Origin of the sequence: Hallerella sp., assembly GCF_022776125.1 — a bacterium.
Lineage (GTDB): Bacteria > Fibrobacterota > Fibrobacteria > Fibrobacterales > Fibrobacteraceae > Hallerella > Hallerella succinigenes.
Window position 1 is genome coordinate 1 of the sequence record NZ_JALFIA010000021.1, and the last position, 21,210, is coordinate 21,210.

Consider the following 21,210-nt stretch of genomic DNA (forward strand, 5'->3'; position numbering starts at 1 on the left):
ACTTGCAAAAGTTCGGTCATCGGAAGCGCCGCTAAAAGTTTGGTTTCTCCGAGGCGAATCGCTCCAATCGAAAGGAATAGTACATCAACGGCGAACTTGACCGCAAACGGCACAAGGAACCAGCTCCATGGAAAATTCAAAAACAGCGCAAGCCACGGAGACACAAAGAGCCACACATAAAAAGTGTAAATCAGCGTCAGGAAAAAAGTGTAAAGGTGATTGCTGTAACTGGTTCCGTTGCTCGACCAGCGGGCGCGTTGATTCAGCAAACCTTTGAAGGTATCGACCGGAGCGGTTTTGACGACCGCTTCCTTGTCCAGATTGTAGCAGAATCCGACATCCGGCTCGTGGATCATCTTGTGCACGAGCATGTCGTCGTCGCCGGAAGAAAGGTGCACGAGATCGCCAAATCCGCCGACCTTAAAGAACAGGTCTTTTTTATAGGCGAGAGCCGCCGCGCTTGCGACCATCGGAATGCCCATGCTGAAGCCAGCCGCTTCAATCGAAGTATAGCCGAGGGTTTCGAGCTTTTGAAAGGCGTGGACGACTCCCGGCGAACCGGAATTTTTTTTCGGCCCCTGCACAATCGCGATGTTTCCTCGGAAGCGGTTCGCCATGGAGCGGACCCAGCCTTTCGGCGGTAAGCAGTCGGCGTCCATCGTCATCAGAATTTCGTACTTCGCCTGTTTAAAACCCGTTTCGAGCGCACGCTTTTTGGGGCTTTCGAGGTAAGGCGCGTCCATCGGAACATGAACCACCGAAAATCTCGGATGTGCCGCGGCGAATTCTTCGAGTATCTGTGGAGTGTTGTCGGTCGAACGGTCGTTTACACAGATGACTTCCCATTCGCCGGTATAATCTTGAGCATTCAAGGCTTCGAGGGTTCGCTTTGCATGTTCCTCTTCGTTGCGCAGAGGAACAATGACCGAAACGGTCCAGAGCTTTTCCGGTTTTTCCTTGTCTTTTTTAGCACGCAAAAGGCCAATCGAAAAGAACAGGAAGAGCACCGCGTAAAGCGCTGTAAGGACTCCGAGAATGCAAATGCTTAGCATAACGGGCAAAATATATTTATTATTCTATACCCATGATGATTCACCCTTCCGCCTATGTGAGCCCAAACGCTCAAGTTGCAGATTCTGCTTGTATCGGCCCTTGGTGCCTTGTGGAAGATTTTGTCGAAATCGGCGAAAATGTTGTCCTCGAATCCCGCGTTCACGTTCTTTCGCATGTAAAAATCGGGGCGGGAACCAAAGTCTTTGACGGCGCAAGCCTCGGGAACATCCCGCAGGACCTCAAGTTTGGCGGTGAAGAAACCACACTCGAAATCGGCGAACGCTGCACGATCCGCGAATATGCGACTCTCCACCGCGGCACTGCAGCCACCGGCAAGACGGTCGTCGGCGACGATGTGCTCATGATGGCGTACGTCCATGTGGCACACGACTGCCGCATCGGAAACGGGGTCGTCATCTCGAATGCAGTCCAGCTTGCCGGTCACGTTCAGATAGGGGAATATGCGAACTTGGGCGGCACCGCAGGCGTCACCCAGAACTGTCGCATCGGCGCGTTCAGCTTTATCGGCGCGGCACTCAAAGTCGACAAGGATGTTCCCCCGTATGTGAAGGCGCTCGGAAATCCGCTCCGTTTCGCCGGGGTCAATCTACACGCCTTGCGTCGTTTCCCGGAGCGTTTCCCCGAAAGCAAAATCGTTGAAATCGAACGCCTGTACCGCGAATTCTACCATTCCAAACGCCCCGCCGAAGAAATGGCAAAAGAAATGGCGAAATCCGAAGATCTCGCCATTCAAAATTTCTTTGCGGAAAATCGTCCGCTGATTCGCTAATTTCGCAAATTAATTCTGGAACAAGGCGTCAAGAATACCCGTGTACCAGGTGTTGTTGTAGCGGTCATAAGCTTCAAAACCGCCCACCTTGGTAAAGCCCCAGTAGGTCCAGCTCATACCGTATTTTTCAGCGGCGGCGATCGTCTTCTTGCTCCAAAGAGCCCAATACTTGTCGCTCGGACCCTTTGCTTCGCCGCAACTGCTGCGGGCACCTGCCGCCACGCCGAATTCACCCATGTTCATCGGAATATGTCCGCCGTTTACGTCTGGGTAAAGGGACTGGGCGAGTGCCACATACTTCGGAAAGTCCGTCGTCGCGGTCGTCGAATAGGTTTCGTCGCCAGCGCAGGTGTAACCGTGACCTGCGTGCGTGTAGGTGTACGGTTCATAATAGTGACCGGAAAAGATGATGTTTCCGTCCTGCGGAAGCTGTAAGGCTCCGATGTCGTTGAATTTGGCCGCGTGGTAAGATTCGAACATGATCGTCTTGCCCGGAGCGGCGCTGCGGATTACGTTGTAAGCAGAAAGCATCACATCGTTCAAGACGGTTGCGTCCTTGATAGTCGGTTCGTTCAAAATTTCAAGCACGAGCATCGAATCCGGGAAAACATTCAGAGCGGTCGCTACCTGGGCCCAGATGGCTAAAAAGTGGGTCTTTTCCGCTTCGTAAGCTGCCGCATTGTTTGTCGGATCGTTCGTGTAATCGTTTGCCGCGTTCATCAATTCCTGGTACCAGTGAAAGTCGACTATCACTGCAAGTCCTTGATTCAGCGCAAGTTGTACGTCTTCCATCACTCCGGCCAAGCGTTCCGGATTGACTTCGTGGGTGGTCGGATTGGAGTTGTGCTGCCAGCGCACAGGAATACGGACAGAGTTAAAACCGGCGTTTTTGACGATCTCGAAGTCGCCGTCCTTGATCGGGTTTCCCCAGCCGCCGTCCAGATCGTCGTTGTAACCAAAATTATAGGGTTCTTCCGGAACATCATCCGCGTATGACTTGGAATCCCAGGAATTTCCCAAGTTGATGCCACGTCCAAGACGGGCGTTCATCGCGCGTCCCAGGGAGTAGTCTACGGCAACGACAGTTGCCGAGCTTTCTGCAGAACTTGAAGATTCGACCGCAGAGAGCTGTCCAGAATCGCTAGAGCAGGCGACCATCGTCGTTATAGCGAATCCGAGAAGGGGCATCAAAATTTTTTCCATGGAAGAAGCTCCTGTATAATAGATATGTCCTTCTTAAACATAATTTTTCCTAAACATAAGTTTTTCCCAAAATGAAAGTTTTTTGGTGTCCAAATAAGGCGTTTACGTATGAAACCGCAATAAATGGGCAGAAATACAAAAAAATGGGGTGGAATGGTTCTAGTTAAAGTGTTTTTTTTGCAAAAACGAAATTTGAAAGTGAAAAAAAAATTATATTGTGGTTTACCAGATTTTATCGGATTTTGGAGAGATTAAAATCTATGAATGCAAAGATACAGAAACCCATCTGGAAGTGCCTTTTCGTGACACTTCTTCTTGCGTCGTTCTCTTTTGCCGGATTTAGTGAATACCGCGATCGAGATCAATCCCGCTTTATCATGAAACCCGCTAAGCCGTTCCGCCCGGATAAGGACGTCGTTACTGTCGTGATGCGCGAAGCTGTCCCCCGTGGCGGTGGATACACTTACCAGTATCCGCGTGAAAACCCGGAACCGTTTATGACGGATAAGTACGCCAAGGAAGGCGCTCTTTCCATGGAAATTGAATTGATCGCTAGCGATTACTCCGGTGTGGCTATCTGTATCGCCGGTTCTGTGGACCTGACTCCGTACCTCGAAGAAGGAGTTCTCGAATTCTGGATTAAAGGTGCCAAGGGTGGTGAAAACGCTCTGTTCGTGCTCGTGGACGATGGCGTGAAGAGCGGTGGTGAATCGCTCCAGGTCAAGCTCCGTTCCAAGAGCCTTGGTGAAATTACGACGGAATGGACTCATTACAGCATTCCGCTGAAGCTCTTCGGTATGACGGGTCTTTATTGGGATGCCAAGAACACCCGTGACGTGATGCTTCCCTTTGCGTGGGATAAGTTCAAGGGTTTCCGTCTTGAAGTCCGTAAGGATGAAAACGAATCCTTCAAGGTGTGGATTGACGACATCGTCATCAAGAAGCATGGCAAGCCGTACGAAGGTCCGGCCAACTATCCATTCCGCAATGCGATTTAAGAGGGTTTTATGCGTAAACTAGTTTCTTCTTTTTTGATCGCTTCTTGCGCCGCGTCCGTCTGGGCCACCCCGACCCAGGTCAAACTGGACTCGATCAATGCGTCTTTGGACACTCTCTCCAATAATATGGAATCGACCTTGCTCGGTAAGGATGACCTTCCGATGGCAGTGTCTGGCTTCATGGCGTTCCGCGTCAAGAACTTCCATTATTCGAACACTTCTCCGGCTTTTGCAAGCGATAAGGCTCGCACGGCGATCGACGCTGTCTTCAAGGCGAACATCGTTGCCATGCCGAACTCCTACATGACCTTGTGGTCTAACATCGCCTTCCCGTACGATCTTTCGGGCACCTTCGGCAACAAGTACGCTACGCAGCCGACCGAAGTGCCGACGTACGACGAACGCGTTCTTTACGATCACTCGACGGACTACTACTCCACGACGATCGATGAAGAATTCAACGTCGGTGTGGATATCCGTGCAGGCGTCTTCGGTGCTTACGTGACCGCAGGTGGCGTGATTTGGGCAAATGGTTCGCCTCTTACCATGTGGGAACGTGAAACCGCTCCGCGCTTTGCTTGGCAGTACGAACTCTTCGAAGACGAAAAGACCGTCAGTACTTACTATAAGGAAAAGGTCTTTAAGCCGGTGAAGGAAGGCGGTCGTGCTTTCTGGACGAACCGTTCTTTCGGAGGTCTCTTTGCAAACGTTTACCAGTTGCCGTACAACATGAAGGCGCAGTTCATGGTTTCCCAGCCGATGGATATGGACATGGGTACCCGTGACGGTCTCCGCCTTTATGCAGGTCAGCCGGGCGAACTTGAAACCTATGGTCTTCATGATATGCGCGGTGCTGTCTATCACGGCAGAATCGCCAAGGACAAACTCTTTGAAACGATGACCCTCGGTGCAAACTACATGGGCGTCGTCTTCGACAAGGGTATCATTTACGAAGATGAATTCCGTAACCAGCACATTACCGCTGGTCTTACCCCGTCCCTCTTGAATACGCATGTGGTCTCCTTGGACATCAAGGGTAACATCACCCCGAAACTCTATTTGATGGCGGATGTGGCTGTGAGCATCACGGATTCCGTGAACTTCTACAAGTCCGACGAAGCTGCCCAGACCCATGGCTATGCAGAAGATGCTTATACCACGGGTACGGCAAATCCGCAGGTCGGTGTCTATGTGAAGGCGCAGAGCAAGCACATCGAAGGCTGGCCGATTACGGTCGAAGGTATTTACCTTCCGAAGGACTTCTATTCTCCGTATTCTCTGAGCAACCCTTCCCGCTTCACCAGCTGGCGTAAGGATGAAATGTATTTGAACGGCGGTTCTCTCCGCTACACCCCGAACATGATGGGCTTGAACTTGAAGCTCGAACCGACTTTCAACCGCGGCTACTTCGACTTGCAGTACGGTCAGCATCGCCAGGTGGAAGAAGGCATGGACGTGCTCGTTTTCAACTACCGTTTGAACGGTCGTAATATGTGGGAAAGCACGAACTCCTGGACCAAGCACAAGCCGATTTTCTGGGCTGACTCGGGTAACGCCGATCCGAAGGCAAGTGGCTATGTCGCACGTACGGGTGTCCTCGAACCGGGTACCGGTATCAAGCTTCGCCGTCAGAAGGGTGGCTTGTACGGTGGAACTTGGGAAATGTGGGAATCCTTCGTCGCCTACCAGAATACCGACCAGATCAGGTCTAAGGAAGTCCCGAGCCACGCAAAATGGTCCTCTTATCTCTCCTTCATGGGCGGTTACGATATCGGACACTGGTTCGGCACCGACCGCAACATAATGATGACGGGTTATGCCGCTATCTCCGGTATTTCGACGACGATTGCTCCGATCGCTTACAGCGAAGACCAAACCGACATGCTCCTCTGGAGCTTCTACGGTCAGTTTGAACCGGCAATCGCTGTGCATCCGAAGTTCCACGTTGTGGGTATTTTCGGTCTTGAAAACATCCGCTCTAAATACGCTTACACGTCTTACTCTGTTTCGAACGGTCTTTCGAAAACGTCGGATATGTACAACGAAGTCTCTACCGACTACTACGCTTACGCCCCGATCAATTACCTCGAAACGGCAATCGGTCTTGGCTTTGACTGGGATTTCGCTGACCGCGCAGGCTTGCACGTTCGCTACAAATGGATGACCCATTCCGACGAAACCCTTTCCGTTAACGATTGGCATTCGCACTACATTGCTGCGGAAACCAAGGTTTGGTTCTAAGGAGGGCGTGAACAATGAAGATGAATATGAAAAAATTCTTGATCGCTTTCCTCGCTGCCGCTGCAACGGTCCCCGCTGCTACGGAATGGCAGACACAGGAAAAATTGGATGCTAAGGTCGATTCCATCAATGCCAAGCGCGGTGTGGAAATCGGGGGTAAGATCCGCGCTATCGCACAGGCTTCTTACTTCGACACGGATCAGGATCCGACTGGCTTGAATAAGATGCCGGATGTGGAACGTAACGAAATGGCAAATGCCGACATCGACTTCCACTTCCGTCCGTATGAATTTGTCCGCGCAAACGTGATGCTTCGCTTCGGCGCAGGCATGCAGGAATACTTCTCTTCCGCTTCCAAGACGATGTCCGTCGGCTGGATCAATGTGGAAGGGAACATCGGCAACTCCTTCTACTGGGTTGTGGGTGACTTCCGTCAGCAGTATTCTCCGTTGACCTTGTTCAACCCGGATGTGGAAATCCTTTACGAACCGACCATTTTCGCTCGCAAGCGCCACATGGCCGAAGCTCAGGAACTTCTGGAAGGCAACCAGCGCAACTTGCAGGGTGCAAACATCCAGTTCCGCCACAATCTCGGCAGCACGGTCGGCGAACTTCGCGCAGAAGCTTTGGCCGCTCGCTTGAACCGCACCTCGGTCCTCGACCTGAGCGGTGCAGAAGGCAATATCCTTCCGAACGATACGATCGCAGGCGCCTCCTTGGCTTCCAACATGGATAAGTGGCTTATCGCTGCGAACATCGAACTTCTCCCGCTGAATAAGAACCTTTATCTCGGCGTGACACCGATGTTTATCTTCGATAACGAAGATTCTTACTCCTATACCTATCGTCATCCGGACAACGACGTGAGCGCCGATTACGTTCTCACTTCAATCAACCCATATGACACCGATCCGCAGAATACGATGGTGGTGAGTGGTCGCTTAGGTGGTGACGTTGCTGGTTTCCTCGGAAACAAAAACCTTGTCTTGGATCTCGTCGCTGAATACGCTTACTCTTCCGACAAGATTTATACGCACACGGCAGTTCCGGTTCTCGATGCGACGACAGGCGCTCAGGCTGTGGATGCTTCGACCGGCGAAAATCTCTACACGGATGTCGTGACGGATGAAAAACTCAACGGTTCCGCACTCTTGGTAAACTTGAATGCCGGTTACAAGACCGCTGACACCTGGGGCGCTCTCCTCGGTGTGAACGTGGTCCGTAACGACAGCAACTGGTACAATAACGTCGCCCAGTCCCCGAAGTTCTTCGCTCGTCGCATCTTGAACTCCGACAAGGACGGCAACACGATTAAATACGGCGTGAACTCCCCGCTCTACTCGACCTTTGACGCTCTTTATAACTACGCTCCGAAGTATTCTCCGGCCACGACGACTTTGAAGACCGATGACGGTGGCATTCGCGACGGTCAGTCGGAAAGTTACAACATCGCACCGTTCAACAAGAGTTCCTGGAAGTCGGGCGTCTATTCCCGCTCCCAGCTCGCTCTTATCGAAAGCTTGAGCGATCCGGCTTTGCAGCTCGCTCTCCCGAACGGTCTCGCTACTTCGAACCGTCAGGGTGCTCGTGCTAACCTCACCTTGAACTGGAAGGACTATGCCGAAGTGCAGGGACTCTTCAGCACCTTCACTCAGGTAGCTCCGGTCGTCGGCTTCAAGGAAGCTTCCTATATGGAATTCGGCGGTGGCGCTAAGGTCGACGTCTTCAAGATGCTCGGTTTCAAGAAACCGCTCGAACTTTCCGGTTCTTACAAGCATTCGGAAAGAAGTGTTGATACGGATAATTGGGCTGCCTTCGGCACGGCTGACGGTACGGCTGAATTCAAGAGCGACTTCATCAATGCCGGTCTCTATGTTCAGTACCTTCCGCGTCTCGGCTTTACAGCTGGTCTCCAGTACATCAATTCCGAATACAACGCTTACGAAGGTTTGATCAGCGGTCTTGCCGCTCCGAAGACGACTAGCAAGCAGATGCAGTGGATGGTTGGTTTGGACTACTCCTTGGCAGACAACGCTTGGCTCTCTTTGAACTACGGAATGATCACCGTTTCGAACGAGTACAACACGGCTTCGATCGTGGCTGCCGCTTCTTCTGATGGTGCTTATAATCTTCCTTCTTACTATGATGTGTCGACCGATGTGGCGGGTAAGTTCAAACATGAATTCAGTCAGTCGATTATCGAAGCTTCCATTAACGTGGAATTTTAGTGGGAGGGACTAAGGAATGAACTCGAATATGAAAATGCATTTGCTCGGTTTCTCTTCGGTGCTGCTTCTTTCTGCAGCTACGGCCTTTGCTGCGCCGGAACAGGATTCTTCCGCAGAAAAGAGTGTTGCGGAACAGCAGAAGTCGCTGCTTGAAAAATTGGATTCCCTGAATGATGCGGTCCTCGGTCTCCGAGTGAACGGTTCTGCAAAGGCTGGCGTCTTGACATCGATGGCCTCTTCGGACCAGTTCAGCGACAATTCTCCGACTCAGGAAACTCAAGCTTATACGGACGTGAACTTGATTCTCACCGCTCATCCGAGCTCCGAAACGGAAGTCCGCGTAGAAGCTCGCCTTCACAAGGATTGGCAGAGTGCTTACGAAGAGAACAACAACCCGATCATCGGTCACTGGTTCTCTTATGACGGAAAGATTCTCGACGATCATCTCGCCTTTAACTTGGGCTATATGCGCGTCGGTTATACTCCGTACACTCTTTACACTCCGCAGCCGAACCTTCTGCAGGAACCGGAAATCTTTGCGCAGGCTCGCGCAGAAGCGATGAGCAAGAGAAACTTGGACACGACTTCCCGTCGTCTGCTCCACGGTTTGAACATCGACTATCACAGTGGTAACCTCGGTGTTGTGGATGATTTGCATCTCCAGGCAACGGGTGCGCGTCTGCGCAACATTTCCAAGAAGAACGACCAGGCATTCTTCGACTTTGACTGGACTGACCGTTATCTCTACGGTGTCCGTCTCGGTGTGGATGCTTATGGCGCTCACGTCGGTGCGAACTTTGTGAATGTCTTTGACCGCGAATTGAGCTTCCTCGCTCACGACCTCGACTTGAGCGACTCCGTCGTTTTCGACGACAACAAGGTCTTCTCGGGTGAACTCAGTTTTAATACGAAGAAGGTTCTCCCGGATCTTCCGGTGGTGATCGGCTTTGACGCAGAATATGCAATGTCCTGGTGGAATGCAGACCTCTACTACTCGGCAGAGAAGACCTATTCGGATTATTCACTGAAGAAGGGTTTGGTTCCGAATGCAGACGGTGGTCTTGACTCGATCGCTTACGTCTCTTCCATTACCAAGGCAACTCACAAAACCGTTTCGGAAAACTTCTTGGATGACAACGGCTCGGCTCTCTATGTGGAACCGTATGTCCAGGCCAAGTTCAGCGACCTTGCCGTGGAACTCCGTGGACGTTACTTGCAGAATGATGCAAAATTCTGGTCTGAACTCGCTTCGGCTTCGAACTTCAGCGGTAACACGGTCATCTTGAACGCAAACGCTCTCTATTCGGATTCCGTTTACTCGAACCTTGTTTCTACCTTCGGTATGTCGAGCCTTGAAAACCTCTACTTCCAGGTTTACAACTCGAATCCATTGAATGTGACGAACTTGATCACTTCGGCAAAGGCAAACGTCCTTTCTTCGGAAAATGACGAATCCGGTTACCTCTACTCTCGCGTCTATAACAACTACAAGAACGCTCACTTCTACCGCAACGGTTATATCGCCGATACGAAGAAACGTCTTGAACTCGACGAAGCTTTGAACCTCATGAACGTCTCGGTGGATATGGCTTTGCCGTACGGCCTTGCCACTCCGGACCGCAAGGGTTTTGCCGCTTCCCTCGATTTGGATTGGAATGGTGCAGTGGTTGTGAACGGACGCTTCGCTCGCTACAACTGGGATGCCGCTGATGACGTGTTCATGGAATACGCTGCTGGCCTCGGTGTTCGTATCGACCAGTTCGTTTCCGCTCTCGACAAGGCTTTGATCCAGGGTTCTTACGCTCATGCAGAAGAAGACAATTACTTCAAGCGCAAGTCCGACCGCATCATGGCTGGCGTGACTTTCGACAATCTCGTGGGTCCTGTTGGCATCTTGGCTGGTTTCGAAAAGGTCTCGATGGAATACGGCAATCCGCTGATGCTGACGGAAACTGCCGCCATTACGAAGACCGAAGAAATGCTTCTCCGTGTGGGACCGCGCATCAAGATTGCCCCGGCTTCTTACCTGTCTGTGCAATATGGTTTGCTCACGGATAAGGTTTCCTTCAATCGCATGAGCGTTGGCGAAAACGGTTCGATTCCAAGTGTAATCTCGGATGAATTCTCGATTGACAAGAATGTAATCATGGCCGATGTCACGGTGACTTTCTAAGAGGTGTGTTTTATGAAAAAATCTCTTTCTTATTTACTGGCTCTTGGAACTGTTGCGCTGACCGCGTGCTCCTCGATGGATGTAAGTTCCTCGGAATCGTTGGTAGGCAACTATCCGAGCGATTTCAACGCTGTAGAATACATGGCATTGCACCCGGGCCTTCGCAGCTTGCAAATCCAGGATTACGTGTCCGCACACAACTCAAGCTTGACGCTTGAAGCAGACTCGGTGACAGCGGATTCTGCCGCTTTCATGGCGGACACGGCGATTCTACACCAGATTTATGTGAACCCGTATTACGCGGGTTACACGGAAGAACTTTGGACGGAAGACTGGTCCGTTTCGACGACTCCGGTGACAACCTGCGGCGTGGATACGGTTTACGTTCGCGTGAAGCCGGCGAATGGAACTCCGGTGACCGTTTATCTCGGCTCTTTGACTTACGCTGAAGACGGCAAGACCATCACGAAGGTGGATGGCTATACGGATTCGACGAAGACCGAAGAGGTCTCTTACGAAATCGACGGAACCACTTATTCGATTGTGAAGCAGCTCGGTAGCACGAAGACGGTGGTGGATTCCACGGATTGCGTGACGACTCAGGATACAACTGCAGGTGGCATTCCGAGTGATAAAAAGAAGAGACTGCTCTACTTCAACTTCGAAGATACGCGTAACGATCTCGTTGCCTTGAATACTGTCCCGATAGATACGTTTGCAATTAGCTCTCAGTATCTGATGTACGGTCAGGCTCACGGTTGGGCTTATCGTGCTTGCACGGATGCAGAAAAGGCGAATCCGATTCAGTCGGAATCTTATCCGATGACCAAGTTATACTGCGTAGATGATGATGATATCATCCGCGAAATTGCGGAGTGAGGATTCTTATGAACTTAAAACTGATTGCTTTTACTTTCGCATTGGGCATGGCGACAGTCGCGAATGCGGCGGCCGATAAGGTCGTTGGCTACTTTCCGTACTGGAGCCAGTACTCTCAATTCGCTCCGAAGGATATCCGCTACAACATGGTGACCCATATTCACTATGTGTCGCTTTTTCCTTCCTCGGATGGTTCGCTCGCTTTCGCTGACGAAAACGATGCGGAAAACTTCAAGGAACTTTCGAAGCTCTCTGCCGAAAACAACGTCAAGCTGATTGTGACGGTGGGCGGCATGGAACAGGAAGCTACGCTGGCAGAAATCGCCGCTTCGGAAGAAGTCCGCGGTACTTTTGCAAGCAATGTCGCTTCTTTTCTCGATGAAAACGGTGCTGCAGGCATGGAACTGGACTGGCAGAACATAACGGCTGAAAACGCTGAAGGCTTTGCCGCTCTCGTCACTTCCCTTAAGGAAGCTCTCGGCGACAAGACCCTTTCGATTGCCACGTATCCGCTTTCTTCTGCTGATGCTTACGACGGTTCTGTTCTGAACAATGCGGAATATGTGACTGTATTCGTTCCGGATCAGATGACGGAAGAAGTTTCTGAACTCAAGCCGAACCAGAGTGTTGCTGCATTTGAAGAAGCGATGAACGCTTTGACCTCGAAGGGCGTTGAAAAGGATAAGATTCTCCCGGTCGTATTCTTCTATGGCAAGAGCTTTATGGGCGCCAAGGCACTCGGCGAAGCTCAGACGGGTGTCGGTAGTGGTAACGAAGGTGTTCTCGCCTATAAGGAATTGATGAAGAAGTTCGAAGCTCCGGATTACAAGGTTTCTTTCGATGAAGCCTCGAAGTCTGAAATTGCTACCAGCGAAATCGAATCGATCGTCTTCATGGGCATTCCTTCCGTGAAGGCTTTGGCTGAAACGGTGAAGTCCGAAGGTTATGCTGGCGTGGCTGCTTATGACCTTTCTGAAGACCACACGGAACCGATCGTTTCCTTGATGGTGACGATTGGCCTTGAACTCCGCCCGGATGTGGATTACAAGGCTAAGAAGAAAAAGTAATTCTTCTAACGTCAAAGAATTCCAAAGACCGTCCTCATCGAGGACGGTCTTTTTGTATGTATTCAAATCCGCCGGCTAGGCCGGCGGGTTCCTTTTATGCTTGTACGATTCGTGGATTGAACTTTAGAGCTTGTGAGCTTCTTTAGGATGAGTCAATCGGTACGCAAAAAAGCCCCGCTCTTGCGGGGCGAAATGTTTGTGCTTAGGCGAAAGGCGAAGGCTTAGAATTTAGCGCTTGTTCCAGTGGAAGGAACCGACGTTTGTACCTTGACGGACCTTGAGGAAGTAAGAACCTGTCGGAATCTGTTCCAAGGAAATCAGGTGGGAGCCTGCAGACATGTGTTCCTTGTTCGAAGCGACAACCTTGCCCAAGGAAGAGAAGACTGTCCACTGCACAAGGCCTGCCTGCGGAACCTGGAGCAAAAGGCTGTTGTTTTGCACCTGAGTGCGGAACGGTGCGACATCTGCCTTGGAAATAATCGGGGTGGCGTAATATTCATCCTTGTTGACTGCTGCAGCGCTGTCGCCGACAATTACGGTAATCGACTTTTCGAAGGCTTCGTAGTGGTCGGTTTCCGGAGCGGTAGCCGTAATCTTCACAATCGCGTTTTCTGTGCCAGCGACGATCGTTGTGCCGACCTTTTGCAGGTATGGGGAGAATTCGGCTCCGTTATACGTGTAAGAAACCGGAATCTGTTCTGCCATCATCGTGTCGGGGAGAGCGTTCGCTTCGGTAACGGCACCGAAAGTTAAAGTTCTATTCTTGAACTTTGAATAGATACGTTGCTGACCCTTGGCGAATGTGACCGTAATCGTATCGTCCATGGCGCGGTAACCGGAAACTGCCGGAGCGGTAACGCGGATTTTGCCATCGCCGAGGACAGTGGTGAATTCTGCCATCACGGCTGTCGAATTCAAAGCACTGTAGCAGTATTTGGAATTTGTGCAGGTGGCCAGTTTAACTGTAAGAATTTCTGGAGTCAAGGATTCAAAAGTCAGAGCTCCGCCTTGAACCGTTGTGAAGGATGTAGTCAAAAGCGTTTCGTAGTCGCTTGTACCAGAGTAGTTGACCATGGAATGGCTCTGAGTGCAGGATCCGCCATAACGACAGGTGAAGTCGGAAAGGCCAGATACGATCTGTTCCGGTTCTTTTTCAACGACAACGATCGATTGAGAATTGTCGTTTGCCGTCAAAATGGCATAACCAGCAGAGAGAATGTTCAACGTGCTTCCGTTCACCGAGGCTACCGTTTCATCGCTAGAGGTGTACGAACAGCCGGATTTCAGGAGTGTCGTGAGAGCACCTGCTGTTTCGGTAACGGTCGTGCTGTTGAAGTGGCAAGAACCGCTCGTGTTGCCCGCAATTAAAGAGTCTGCCCAGCTGCCTTTGTACTTGGATAGATAATTCTTCACAATCGTACCGGAAGCTGTATAGGTCGCATTATTCAAGTCTTCCGCATTGGTGAGGAAGGCATTGCCTGCAAAGATCGCGGATCCTTCTTCAGAATTATCCACGGGGCTTGTGTATTGGCGAAGGCTCCAGTTGCAGTTACTGATACGGTTCGTTTCCATAAAGGAAAGCCAGTCGTTTGTGTTACTTTCGTTTGCGGAACCCTTGCCGTCTGCGGCTGTGGTGCCCCATTCCGAAATAAACACGGCATTGCCTGCTTTCTTTGCAGCGGAAATGCGGCTGCCGAATGTGCCAACCGTGTGAGTTCCTGCGTAGAAGTGGAATACATACGCCACGTTTGTGGCTGTGACGTCACCGTAGCTAGTGAGCTGGGACCAGCTCGGGGTTCCTACGAGAATCAGGTTGTCGCTGTATTGGCGAATGTGACCTGCAACGGTGTTTGCATAGCTTGTGATGGTAGACCATGCGGTGTTCACCGGCTCGTTGTAGATTTCAAAAATCACGTTCGGAATCTTGCCGTAGGTCTTTGCCATGCGGGTAAAGAAGGTATCTGCTGCCGTGATTTCGTTTTCTGCACGGTGGCTGTGCCAGTCAATGATGATATAGACGTCGTTTTCCACCGCCGCTTGTACCATCTGGTCCACTTTGGAAATATAGGTTTCCGGAGAGGTCATGTAAGAATAGCCTTCTTCCATCGGATTGCTTGTGCCGCCATTGCTGTCGTAATACTGCACGCCCATGGCAAAGCGGAACACATCGATGCCCAAATTCTTGGCTGCCCACGCGATGACGTCCGGTTTGTAATATTGCAAGCCGGTTGCATCGGACCAGAAAAGGCTTACGCCGCGAAGCATTGCGGGCTTATTGGTTTTTTGGCTGATGACTTCACCTCCGCTGGTGCCGAGTGCGCCGTAGTTTTGCACCGGACCTACTCGGTAAGGCTTGGCGGTTGTGGCGTCCGCCGAGGCGGCTGCCGCAAACGCCAAGGCGCCTGCGACGAGAAGTTTGGTAAGTTTCTTCATAGAAATCTCCTAAGGTACCCACTCCCACGTGAATCGCTATTTCTGAATTTTCAGAGTTTGAGAATTGGCACCGTCCGAAAGACGCAGAACGTACAGGCCGCTAGCCGGAGCAAGCTGATCGATGGCAACCTGACCGGAACCCTGGATGCTCTTGGAAGAAAGCAGAGTGCCGTTCAAGTCATAAACGCGGAGCTTTGCACCGTTCGAAGCCTGCTGGTAATAGATTTGATTCCCTTCGCGACGAAGCAGGGACTTCTGGACAGTAACCTTTGGAGTTTGAATGCCGTTAATGTCTTTCAAGTTCGTGACGACGTTTCCTGTTGCATCGAGAAGGCTTACTTCCTTCAGGGCGAAGGAAGCGTAGCCAGCCTTTTGCATTTTCACGTCGAACTTGAAACCGCGAACCGCCTTGACAACGTCAGAACGGTAGCTTTCGAAGTTCACCCAAGACGGGTAACTGAGAGAGTTGAACTGGTCGCTAGCGTTTGCTGTAATGTCAATGTCAATGGTTTTCCAGTCTTCGGTCGGATGCAGGTAGTAGCCCGGTTCGCCGCCTTCTTGATCCTGAAGCAAAGTTTCCTGGTCAAGGAGGGCGAAACGCATCACGCCCTGGCTCTTGTAAACGACGTGAACCGTGGAAATGTCGCTCAAGTCATAATAGCTTTCGTCTTCGTCAAAGGAACATGCGACACCGGCAAACGGGTAGTTCAATTCCACGCCGCCGATATAGGTCGGTTCCGGAGCGAGGAAAGCTTCCATGGCGACAACGTAAGAACCGTCGTCCTGCTGGTAAATCGCCGTGCTGCCGGAATCCGGATACATCTTGGTAACGCCGAATTTATCCGAGTAACCGCCCCAGTTCCAGAAACCGGAAATCGTTGCGCCCGAACCCACTGGCATCAATGTGCCTGCCGGAGCGGACGGTGTAAGGACATTCGTCGGATCCGGGGTAAAGGCCGTGTAACCTTCCATATTGTAGAAGTTCGGCATGTTACCGGTGAGAAGGAGCATGTAAAGAACGTTCAACGTCGCCGCAAAGTAGTTTTCGCCTTTGGAAGCCGTCAAAGAAACCTTGCCTTCTGTATTGGAAAGGGTGTAATACAGGTTTTCCAGGTAGGACTTCGGAGCGTCTGCCGAAAGCATCGAAAGACCGAGGCCGCCTGCATAGGTAGACGAAACGAACACTTCGTTGTCCGAAGAACCGTCCAGGTTGTAGCCCGGAAGGATCATGCCTGCGTATCCATAAGTGGCGGAATCGAGCCAGCCGATAATGGCGTCGTTAGCTTCCTTGGCGCCAGCAATGCCGTACCAGGCATAGCCCCAGGCGAGTCTCCACGGAGTGCGGGCCGCATCGTCATAAAATCCCAGATATCCACCCGAAACGGCAGCGTTAGGCTGAATCGCCTGATGCGAGCTCCAGTCGCACCAGTCCGGCATCAGGCCGGTCACGGAGTTCTGGCAAGCGCGCAAATGGGTAAGGGACGTCGAAATCGCCGTCTGCCAAAAACTATCGCTTGTCACTTCATAGAACAATTGGAATGCTGCGACGGCTGTATAGCTCGGGTTGAATGCCGGGTTCCAGTTGCTGCCCGGTTTAATGCTTCCGTCGGATTCCATGTCGTTGTTCTTGATCCAAGAGATCAACTGCTTGGCATCGCTCAGGTAAGAGGCGTCGCCCCACTGCTTGTAAGCCATAATCAAGGCGACTGCTGCATCAAATTCTGCGTCGCTCGCCGTACCGCTGCCGATTATGGAGCCGGATTCGTTGTCGATTTCCCAGTCCATGCCCTGGCCGCTCCAGCTATTGCAACCGCTTCCGTTCAAGCCCTTGCCGTAGCACTTCCAATATTTCCAGAGTTTATCGAATTCCGCCTGGTGGTCATCGGTTGTGCTAGACATATAGACCATGATAAGCATGCCGTAGGCGATGCCTTCGGAAACCGTGTATTCGGAGTGGGCGTTCGGGCTAATGATACGAGCCGTGCCGGCAGGCATGCCGGCGTTTGCATTTGCGGTGGCGCCTTCATATTTTTGATAATAGGTACCCGCTTCGGTGTACCAAGCGCCTTTCCACATCTTAAAATGGCTCTTTAGAGAGTCAATTGTGGCAGATTTGAACGTGTTGCCGTAAGGATAGGCTTGGTTCTGCGGGAATGGGAACTGTGGAGTCCCTGCGAAGGAGAGGGATGCCGCCGTAAAGCCTAAGAATAAAAGGGATTTAGATGACTTTTTCATACCTCCGAAAATAATCCATCTCAAAAAGAAACGGATTTCTTTTATTGTATAAAAAAGTTAAATGATAGTTTGTTTGCAATTCGTCACGCTTTACGATTATTTTTGCCCCAAAAGTCGAACTCAAATGTAAAAATCTGTAAACCAAAGTGCGATATTTCCCATAAAAAAGGAACTTTGCAAAAAAAAGTTAAGGAATGGAAAAATCACTTTCTTTTTTCAGAAAAAAAGATATATTAGCTTGCAAACCGCCCTTATTGGGCATCCACATTAACAAGAGAGAGAAAATATGAACAAGAAAATCTTAGCAGCATCTGCAGTTCTCGCAGCTGTTTCTATGTCTTTCGCTATGGAAACTTGGGTTGGTGCAAACTCCGAATACCGCGTTGAAACCGGTTTCGATGATGGTACCGACACCTATGGTTACTGGTACGATTACAACGATAACAAGGAAACCGCTGACAATGGTCCGGGTACCTCCAGCATCACTTGGCCGACTGGTAAGGGTAACGCATACGCTGAAGACGCTATGGACCCGATCATCGATGCTTGCGGCGGTGTTTGCGGTACTGCTACCATGGGTGGCCCGTACTCTTATCCGTTCGTCGGTGTTGGCTTCAACCTGAGCGGCGGCGCCCAGGGCGGTAACGACATCTCTTCTTGGGGTGGTATCTGCATCGGTTACAAGTCCACTGGCATTGCTCCGGCTCTCGAACTCGCTCCGGCTGACGAAGCCACGGTGACTGCTTACAACAACTACAAGGCTTCCTTGAAGATTCAGGCTTCTGAAGCTGTCGTTGACCTCCCGTGGAGCGCTTTCAAGCAGGAATCCGGCTGGGGCAATAAGGTTGACCAGGCTGTCGTTCTCGCTTCTGCTGCCGCTATCAAGTTCAAGATCGCTGCTGCTGACGGCAAGTCTACTGAATTCAACGTTTCTACGATCGGCGAACTCGGCAAGTGCATCGGCGGTGTTGGCATCAAGGCTGCTTCTTCCGCTTCCGCTGTGAAGGCTTCCGTTGCTGGCCGTACGCTCGCTCTGTCTGGCGTGAACGCTGGTGCAACTGTTGAAGTGATCAACCTCCAGGGTCAGGTTGTTTTGAAGAGCGTTCTCAACTCCTCTTCTGCTTCCTTGAACCTCGCTTCCTTCGACGCTGGCGTCTACATGGTCCGCGTTGCTGGCAAGGCAAACTTCAACCAGAAGATCATTCTCAAGTAATCTGAGAAAACTCTTTTGAGCTTTAGGAATGGAATCTGTGATACAGATTCCATTCTTTTTTTTGTAAGCTAAATTTTTGCTTTCGTTTGCAGGAATTCTCGAATAATCGTTATATATTTAGAACGTAATTTGCCTGATGGCCGTTCTAAATTCATCCTGGAGACTTTATGAATTTGAAATCTTCTTTGGGAGCTTTCGCTCTCTGTGCCGCATTCGGTTTGTCGGCTTGCAGTACGAGCAGCTCGACTTCCGCATCCCCGGAAAATTCTTCGTCATCGACCCAGACTTCTTCTGCAGGTGGTGGAGGTGCGTCGACGTCGGGTATTCTCCCGGCAACGGCGAATCCGACTTATACGGCAGCGTTGTATGATACCTGGAAGGCTTTCCATTACATTACGTTGGAAGATGAAGCTACTCGTTACCCGACTTGGGGTGCTGAATTTTCGACGGTCTTTGGTGCCTATACGGCGCAGGGTTTGGGTGCTGCGCGTGTTATTTGGTCGACTTTCAACTCGGCGAGCTGCACGATTGAGGAAGCTTCGCGCTCGAATATGTACAAGCGTGGCTGCACGGTATCGGAAGGTATCGGTTATGGTATGCTTATTACGCTCTTCCAGGGGGACTGGGACGCATTCAACCGTTTGTGGATTTATAGCCAGGCTTACCGTAATTCCGCGTATGCAAGCGGCCGTGGATTGATGCCGTGGCTCACTTCGAGCTTCAGTTGGGATATTCCGGATGAATCGAGTGCAACGGATGCGGACTTGGATATTGCGACCTCCCTCATTCTCGCGTACTACATGTCGGGCAATACGGCATACTTGAACGATGCCTTGACTTTGATTGCCGCTTTGTGGAATAACGAAGTCAACTTGAGCAATAATCTCCTGTATTCGGGCGATACGCCGACTTGGAAGGCTGCCGCGAATCCGTCTTATAACTTGAGCTACTTCTCTCCGGTGGCACTCCGCTTGTTCGCTCTTGTAGACAAGAATCATGATTGGACTTCTGTGCTGAATGCGCAGTACACCTATATGCTGAATGTACAGGCAGCCGGTACGGGCGTTTTTCCGGACTGGAGCGATGGCAGCGGCAATGCGATCAACCCGCCGAACAACAGTGCAAAGACTACGTACTGGACCTTCAACAAGGAATCCGTGCGTATTCCGTGGCGTATCGCTTGGGACTATTACTGGTTTGCGGATGAACGTGCTGCATCGGTGTTGAACACCTTGAATAACTTCATCATGGCAAGATCGAATAATGATCCGCTTTCGATTCCGGCGGTGAACTACTCCTGGAATTTGAGCATTGGAGCCGATATCCAAGGCCAGAATTTGCCGACCCAGTGGCAAGCTGCTTGGTGTGCAACCGGTATGGCGGGCAATTCAATGGATTGGTTGAACACTTGCACGAATGTCTTGAACGCCACGGTAATGCAAACTTCCGCTTCGAGTTACTTCCCGAACATTCTCCAGATGATGTACAGCCAGCTGTTGAATGGCATGTATGTGAAGCCGAGTAATATGGGCATTTAAGCCTCTATCGGCATTTGGAAAACTGTAGAAGAATGAAGTCTGTGACGCAGGCTTCATTCTTCTTTTTTTATTTAAAATTTCGTTTTCATTTCACGGTTTTTTAAAAATGGATGTGTATATTTGTGGCGGCTACCCACAGGTAGTTATTTGCCCATATCCCCGGAGAAATTATGAACTTGAATCTTTGCGCTGGATCTCTTGCCCTGCTTGCCGCTTTTGGTCTTTCGGCTTGTGGTGGCGACAGCGCTTCTTCGCCCGATCCGACTTTGACGTCTTCTGCTACGGCCTATTACAGTAGCGTTGTGACTCCGATTAATTCCTCTTCCTCTGTCTATGATGGCGTTTCTTCCTCTTCGGAGGCTGCTTTAAGCAGCTCTTCGATGGCTGTTTTAAGCAGCTCTTCGTCGACGCCGGTGGCGACGTCTTCGATGAACAGCGCCTTTATTGATGCAGCGACGGGTGGAACGACTTCGGGTGTATTCCCGACGACTGCAGATCAGTCGGTGACGTCGAGCCTTTATGATACCTGGAAGGCTTTCCACTACATCACTTTGAATGAAGAAGCTTCCCGTTACCCAACTTGGGGCGCTGAATTTTCGACGGTCTTTGGTGCCTATACGGCGCAGGGCATGACAGCTGCCCGTGTGATTTGGTCGACTTTTAACTCGGCGAGCTGCACGATTGCGGAAGCTTCGGGTTCGAATATGTACAAGCGTGGCTGTACGGTGTCGGAAGGCATTGGTTACGGCATGCTCATTACGCTTTTTGAAGGCGACCTGGAAGCGTTCAACGCTCTTTGGGTTTACAACCAGGCTTACCGTAATTCAGCCTATGCAAGCGGTCGTGGTTTGATGCCGTGGCTCGTGTCGAGCTTCGGTTGGGATATTCCGGATGTGTCGAGTGCAACGGACGCAGACTTGGATATCGCAACCTCCCTCGTTCTCGCCTACTATAAGACGGGCAACACGGGTTACTTGAATGATGCTTTGACTCTGATCAACGCTCTATGGGATAACGAAGTCAATACCTCGAATAACCTCCTCTATTCGGGTGACACGCCGACCTGGAAGGCTGCCGCGAATCCGTCTTACAACTTGAGCTACTTCTCTCCGGTGGCACTTCGCTTGTTCGCCGTGGTGGATAAAAATCATGACTGGAA

General features: G+C 51.0%; 14 protein-coding genes. 10 read left to right on the forward strand and 4 right to left on the reverse strand.

Annotated elements, in window-relative coordinates; translation table 11 throughout:
• On the reverse strand, nt 1–1,052 hold a 1,052-nt coding region (locus MR847_RS03110; protein WP_287722924.1), incomplete at its 3' end, for a glycosyltransferase.
• A 32-nt stretch (nt 1,053–1,084) separates the two neighbouring features.
• On the opposite strand from MR847_RS03110, the gene lpxA reads away from it, so the two are divergent.
• Complete coding sequence (gene lpxA, locus MR847_RS03115; protein WP_106519749.1) at nt 1,085–1,843, forward strand: acyl-ACP--UDP-N-acetylglucosamine O-acyltransferase; 759 nt, start codon at nt 1,085–1,087, stop codon at nt 1,841–1,843.
• A gap of 9 nt (nt 1,844–1,852) precedes the next feature.
• On the opposite strand, the gene MR847_RS03120 is transcribed toward lpxA, so the two are convergent.
• Nucleotides 1,853–3,046: a glycoside hydrolase family 5 protein gene (locus MR847_RS03120; protein ID WP_241899448.1), complete on the reverse strand. Its 1,194-nt coding sequence runs from the start codon at nt 3,044–3,046 to the stop codon at nt 1,853–1,855.
• A gap of 260 nt (nt 3,047–3,306) precedes the next feature.
• On the opposite strand from MR847_RS03120, the gene MR847_RS03125 reads away from it, so the two are divergent.
• From MR847_RS03125 to MR847_RS03150, 6 genes are read left to right on the forward strand one after another with little or no spacing between them, the layout of a single operon-like run.
• The gene (locus MR847_RS03125; protein WP_100424972.1) at nt 3,307–4,044 is read left to right on the forward strand and encodes a sugar-binding protein; all 738 of its coding nucleotides are present in this window, start codon (nt 3,307–3,309) and stop codon (nt 4,042–4,044) included.
• Nucleotides 4,045–4,053: 9 nt separating this feature from the next.
• Complete coding sequence (locus MR847_RS03130; protein ID WP_287722918.1) at nt 4,054–6,285, forward strand: hypothetical protein; 2,232 nt, start codon at nt 4,054–4,056, stop codon at nt 6,283–6,285.
• A gap of 26 nt (nt 6,286–6,311) precedes the next feature.
• Complete coding sequence (locus tag MR847_RS03135; RefSeq protein ID WP_241899447.1) at nt 6,312–8,513, forward strand: hypothetical protein; 2,202 nt, start codon at nt 6,312–6,314, stop codon at nt 8,511–8,513.
• A gap of 16 nt (nt 8,514–8,529) precedes the next feature.
• A complete protein-coding gene (locus MR847_RS03140) occupies nt 8,530–10,686 on the forward strand; it encodes a hypothetical protein (RefSeq protein WP_287722919.1) in 2,157 nt (718 codons plus the stop codon).
• Between the two features lie 12 nt (nt 10,687–10,698).
• Nucleotides 10,699–11,565, forward strand: coding sequence for a hypothetical protein (locus MR847_RS03145; RefSeq protein WP_287722920.1), 867 nt, complete (start codon nt 10,699–10,701; stop codon nt 11,563–11,565).
• Between the two features lie 8 nt (nt 11,566–11,573).
• A complete protein-coding gene (locus tag MR847_RS03150; protein WP_100424967.1) occupies nt 11,574–12,632 on the forward strand; it encodes a glycoside hydrolase family 18 protein in 1,059 nt (352 codons plus the stop codon).
• Nucleotides 12,633–12,860: 228 nt separating this feature from the next.
• Here MR847_RS03150 and MR847_RS11080 read toward each other — a convergent pair whose 3' ends face one another.
• Together MR847_RS11080 and MR847_RS03160 are read right to left on the reverse strand one after the other, a co-directional pair.
• Nucleotides 12,861–15,065 (reverse strand): cellulase family glycosylhydrolase, encoded by a 2,205-nt coding sequence (locus MR847_RS11080; protein WP_287722921.1) that lies wholly within the window; start codon nt 15,063–15,065, stop codon nt 12,861–12,863.
• A gap of 36 nt (nt 15,066–15,101) precedes the next feature.
• The gene (locus tag MR847_RS03160; RefSeq protein WP_287722922.1) at nt 15,102–17,300 is read right to left on the reverse strand and encodes a glycosyl hydrolase family 8; all 2,199 of its coding nucleotides are present in this window, start codon (nt 17,298–17,300) and stop codon (nt 15,102–15,104) included.
• A gap of 286 nt (nt 17,301–17,586) precedes the next feature.
• On the opposite strand from MR847_RS03160, the gene MR847_RS03165 reads away from it, so the two are divergent.
• The 3 genes from MR847_RS03165 to MR847_RS03175 all read left to right on the forward strand — a co-directional run.
• Nucleotides 17,587–18,513 carry a T9SS type A sorting domain-containing protein gene (locus tag MR847_RS03165; protein ID WP_106519755.1) on the forward strand — a complete coding sequence of 309 codons (927 nt, stop codon included), beginning with the start codon at nt 17,587–17,589 and terminating at the stop codon, nt 18,511–18,513.
• A gap of 167 nt (nt 18,514–18,680) precedes the next feature.
• On the forward strand, nt 18,681–20,051 hold the full coding sequence (locus MR847_RS03170; protein WP_106519756.1) for a glycosyl hydrolase family 8: 1,371 nt from the start codon (nt 18,681–18,683) through the stop codon (nt 20,049–20,051).
• 170 nt (nt 20,052–20,221) lie between these two features.
• On the forward strand, nt 20,222–21,210 hold a 989-nt coding region (locus tag MR847_RS03175; protein WP_287722923.1), incomplete at its 3' end, for a glycosyl hydrolase family 8.

Coding starts and splice junctions, on each gene's coding strand:
- MR847_RS03160 (WP_287722922.1), bottom strand. CDS start 17,300: ATGAAAAAGTCATCTAAATCCCTTTTATTCTTAGGCTTTACGGCGGCA.
- MR847_RS03130 (WP_287722918.1), top strand. CDS start 4,054: ATGCGTAAACTAGTTTCTTCTTTTTTGATCGCTTCTTGCGCCGCGTCC.
- MR847_RS03135 (WP_241899447.1), top strand. CDS start 6,312: ATGAAAAAATTCTTGATCGCTTTCCTCGCTGCCGCTGCAACGGTCCCC.
- MR847_RS03150 (WP_100424967.1), top strand. CDS start 11,574: ATGAACTTAAAACTGATTGCTTTTACTTTCGCATTGGGCATGGCGACA.
- lpxA (WP_106519749.1), top strand. CDS start 1,085: ATGATGATTCACCCTTCCGCCTATGTGAGCCCAAACGCTCAAGTTGCA.
- MR847_RS03165 (WP_106519755.1), top strand. CDS start 17,587: ATGAACAAGAAAATCTTAGCAGCATCTGCAGTTCTCGCAGCTGTTTCT.
- MR847_RS03125 (WP_100424972.1), top strand. CDS start 3,307: ATGAATGCAAAGATACAGAAACCCATCTGGAAGTGCCTTTTCGTGACA.
- MR847_RS03140 (WP_287722919.1), top strand. CDS start 8,530: ATGAACTCGAATATGAAAATGCATTTGCTCGGTTTCTCTTCGGTGCTG.
- MR847_RS03145 (WP_287722920.1), top strand. CDS start 10,699: ATGAAAAAATCTCTTTCTTATTTACTGGCTCTTGGAACTGTTGCGCTG.
- MR847_RS03170 (WP_106519756.1), top strand. CDS start 18,681: ATGAATTTGAAATCTTCTTTGGGAGCTTTCGCTCTCTGTGCCGCATTC.
- MR847_RS03120 (WP_241899448.1), bottom strand. CDS start 3,046: ATGGAAAAAATTTTGATGCCCCTTCTCGGATTCGCTATAACGACGATG.
- MR847_RS11080 (WP_287722921.1), bottom strand. CDS start 15,065: ATGAAGAAACTTACCAAACTTCTCGTCGCAGGCGCCTTGGCGTTTGCG.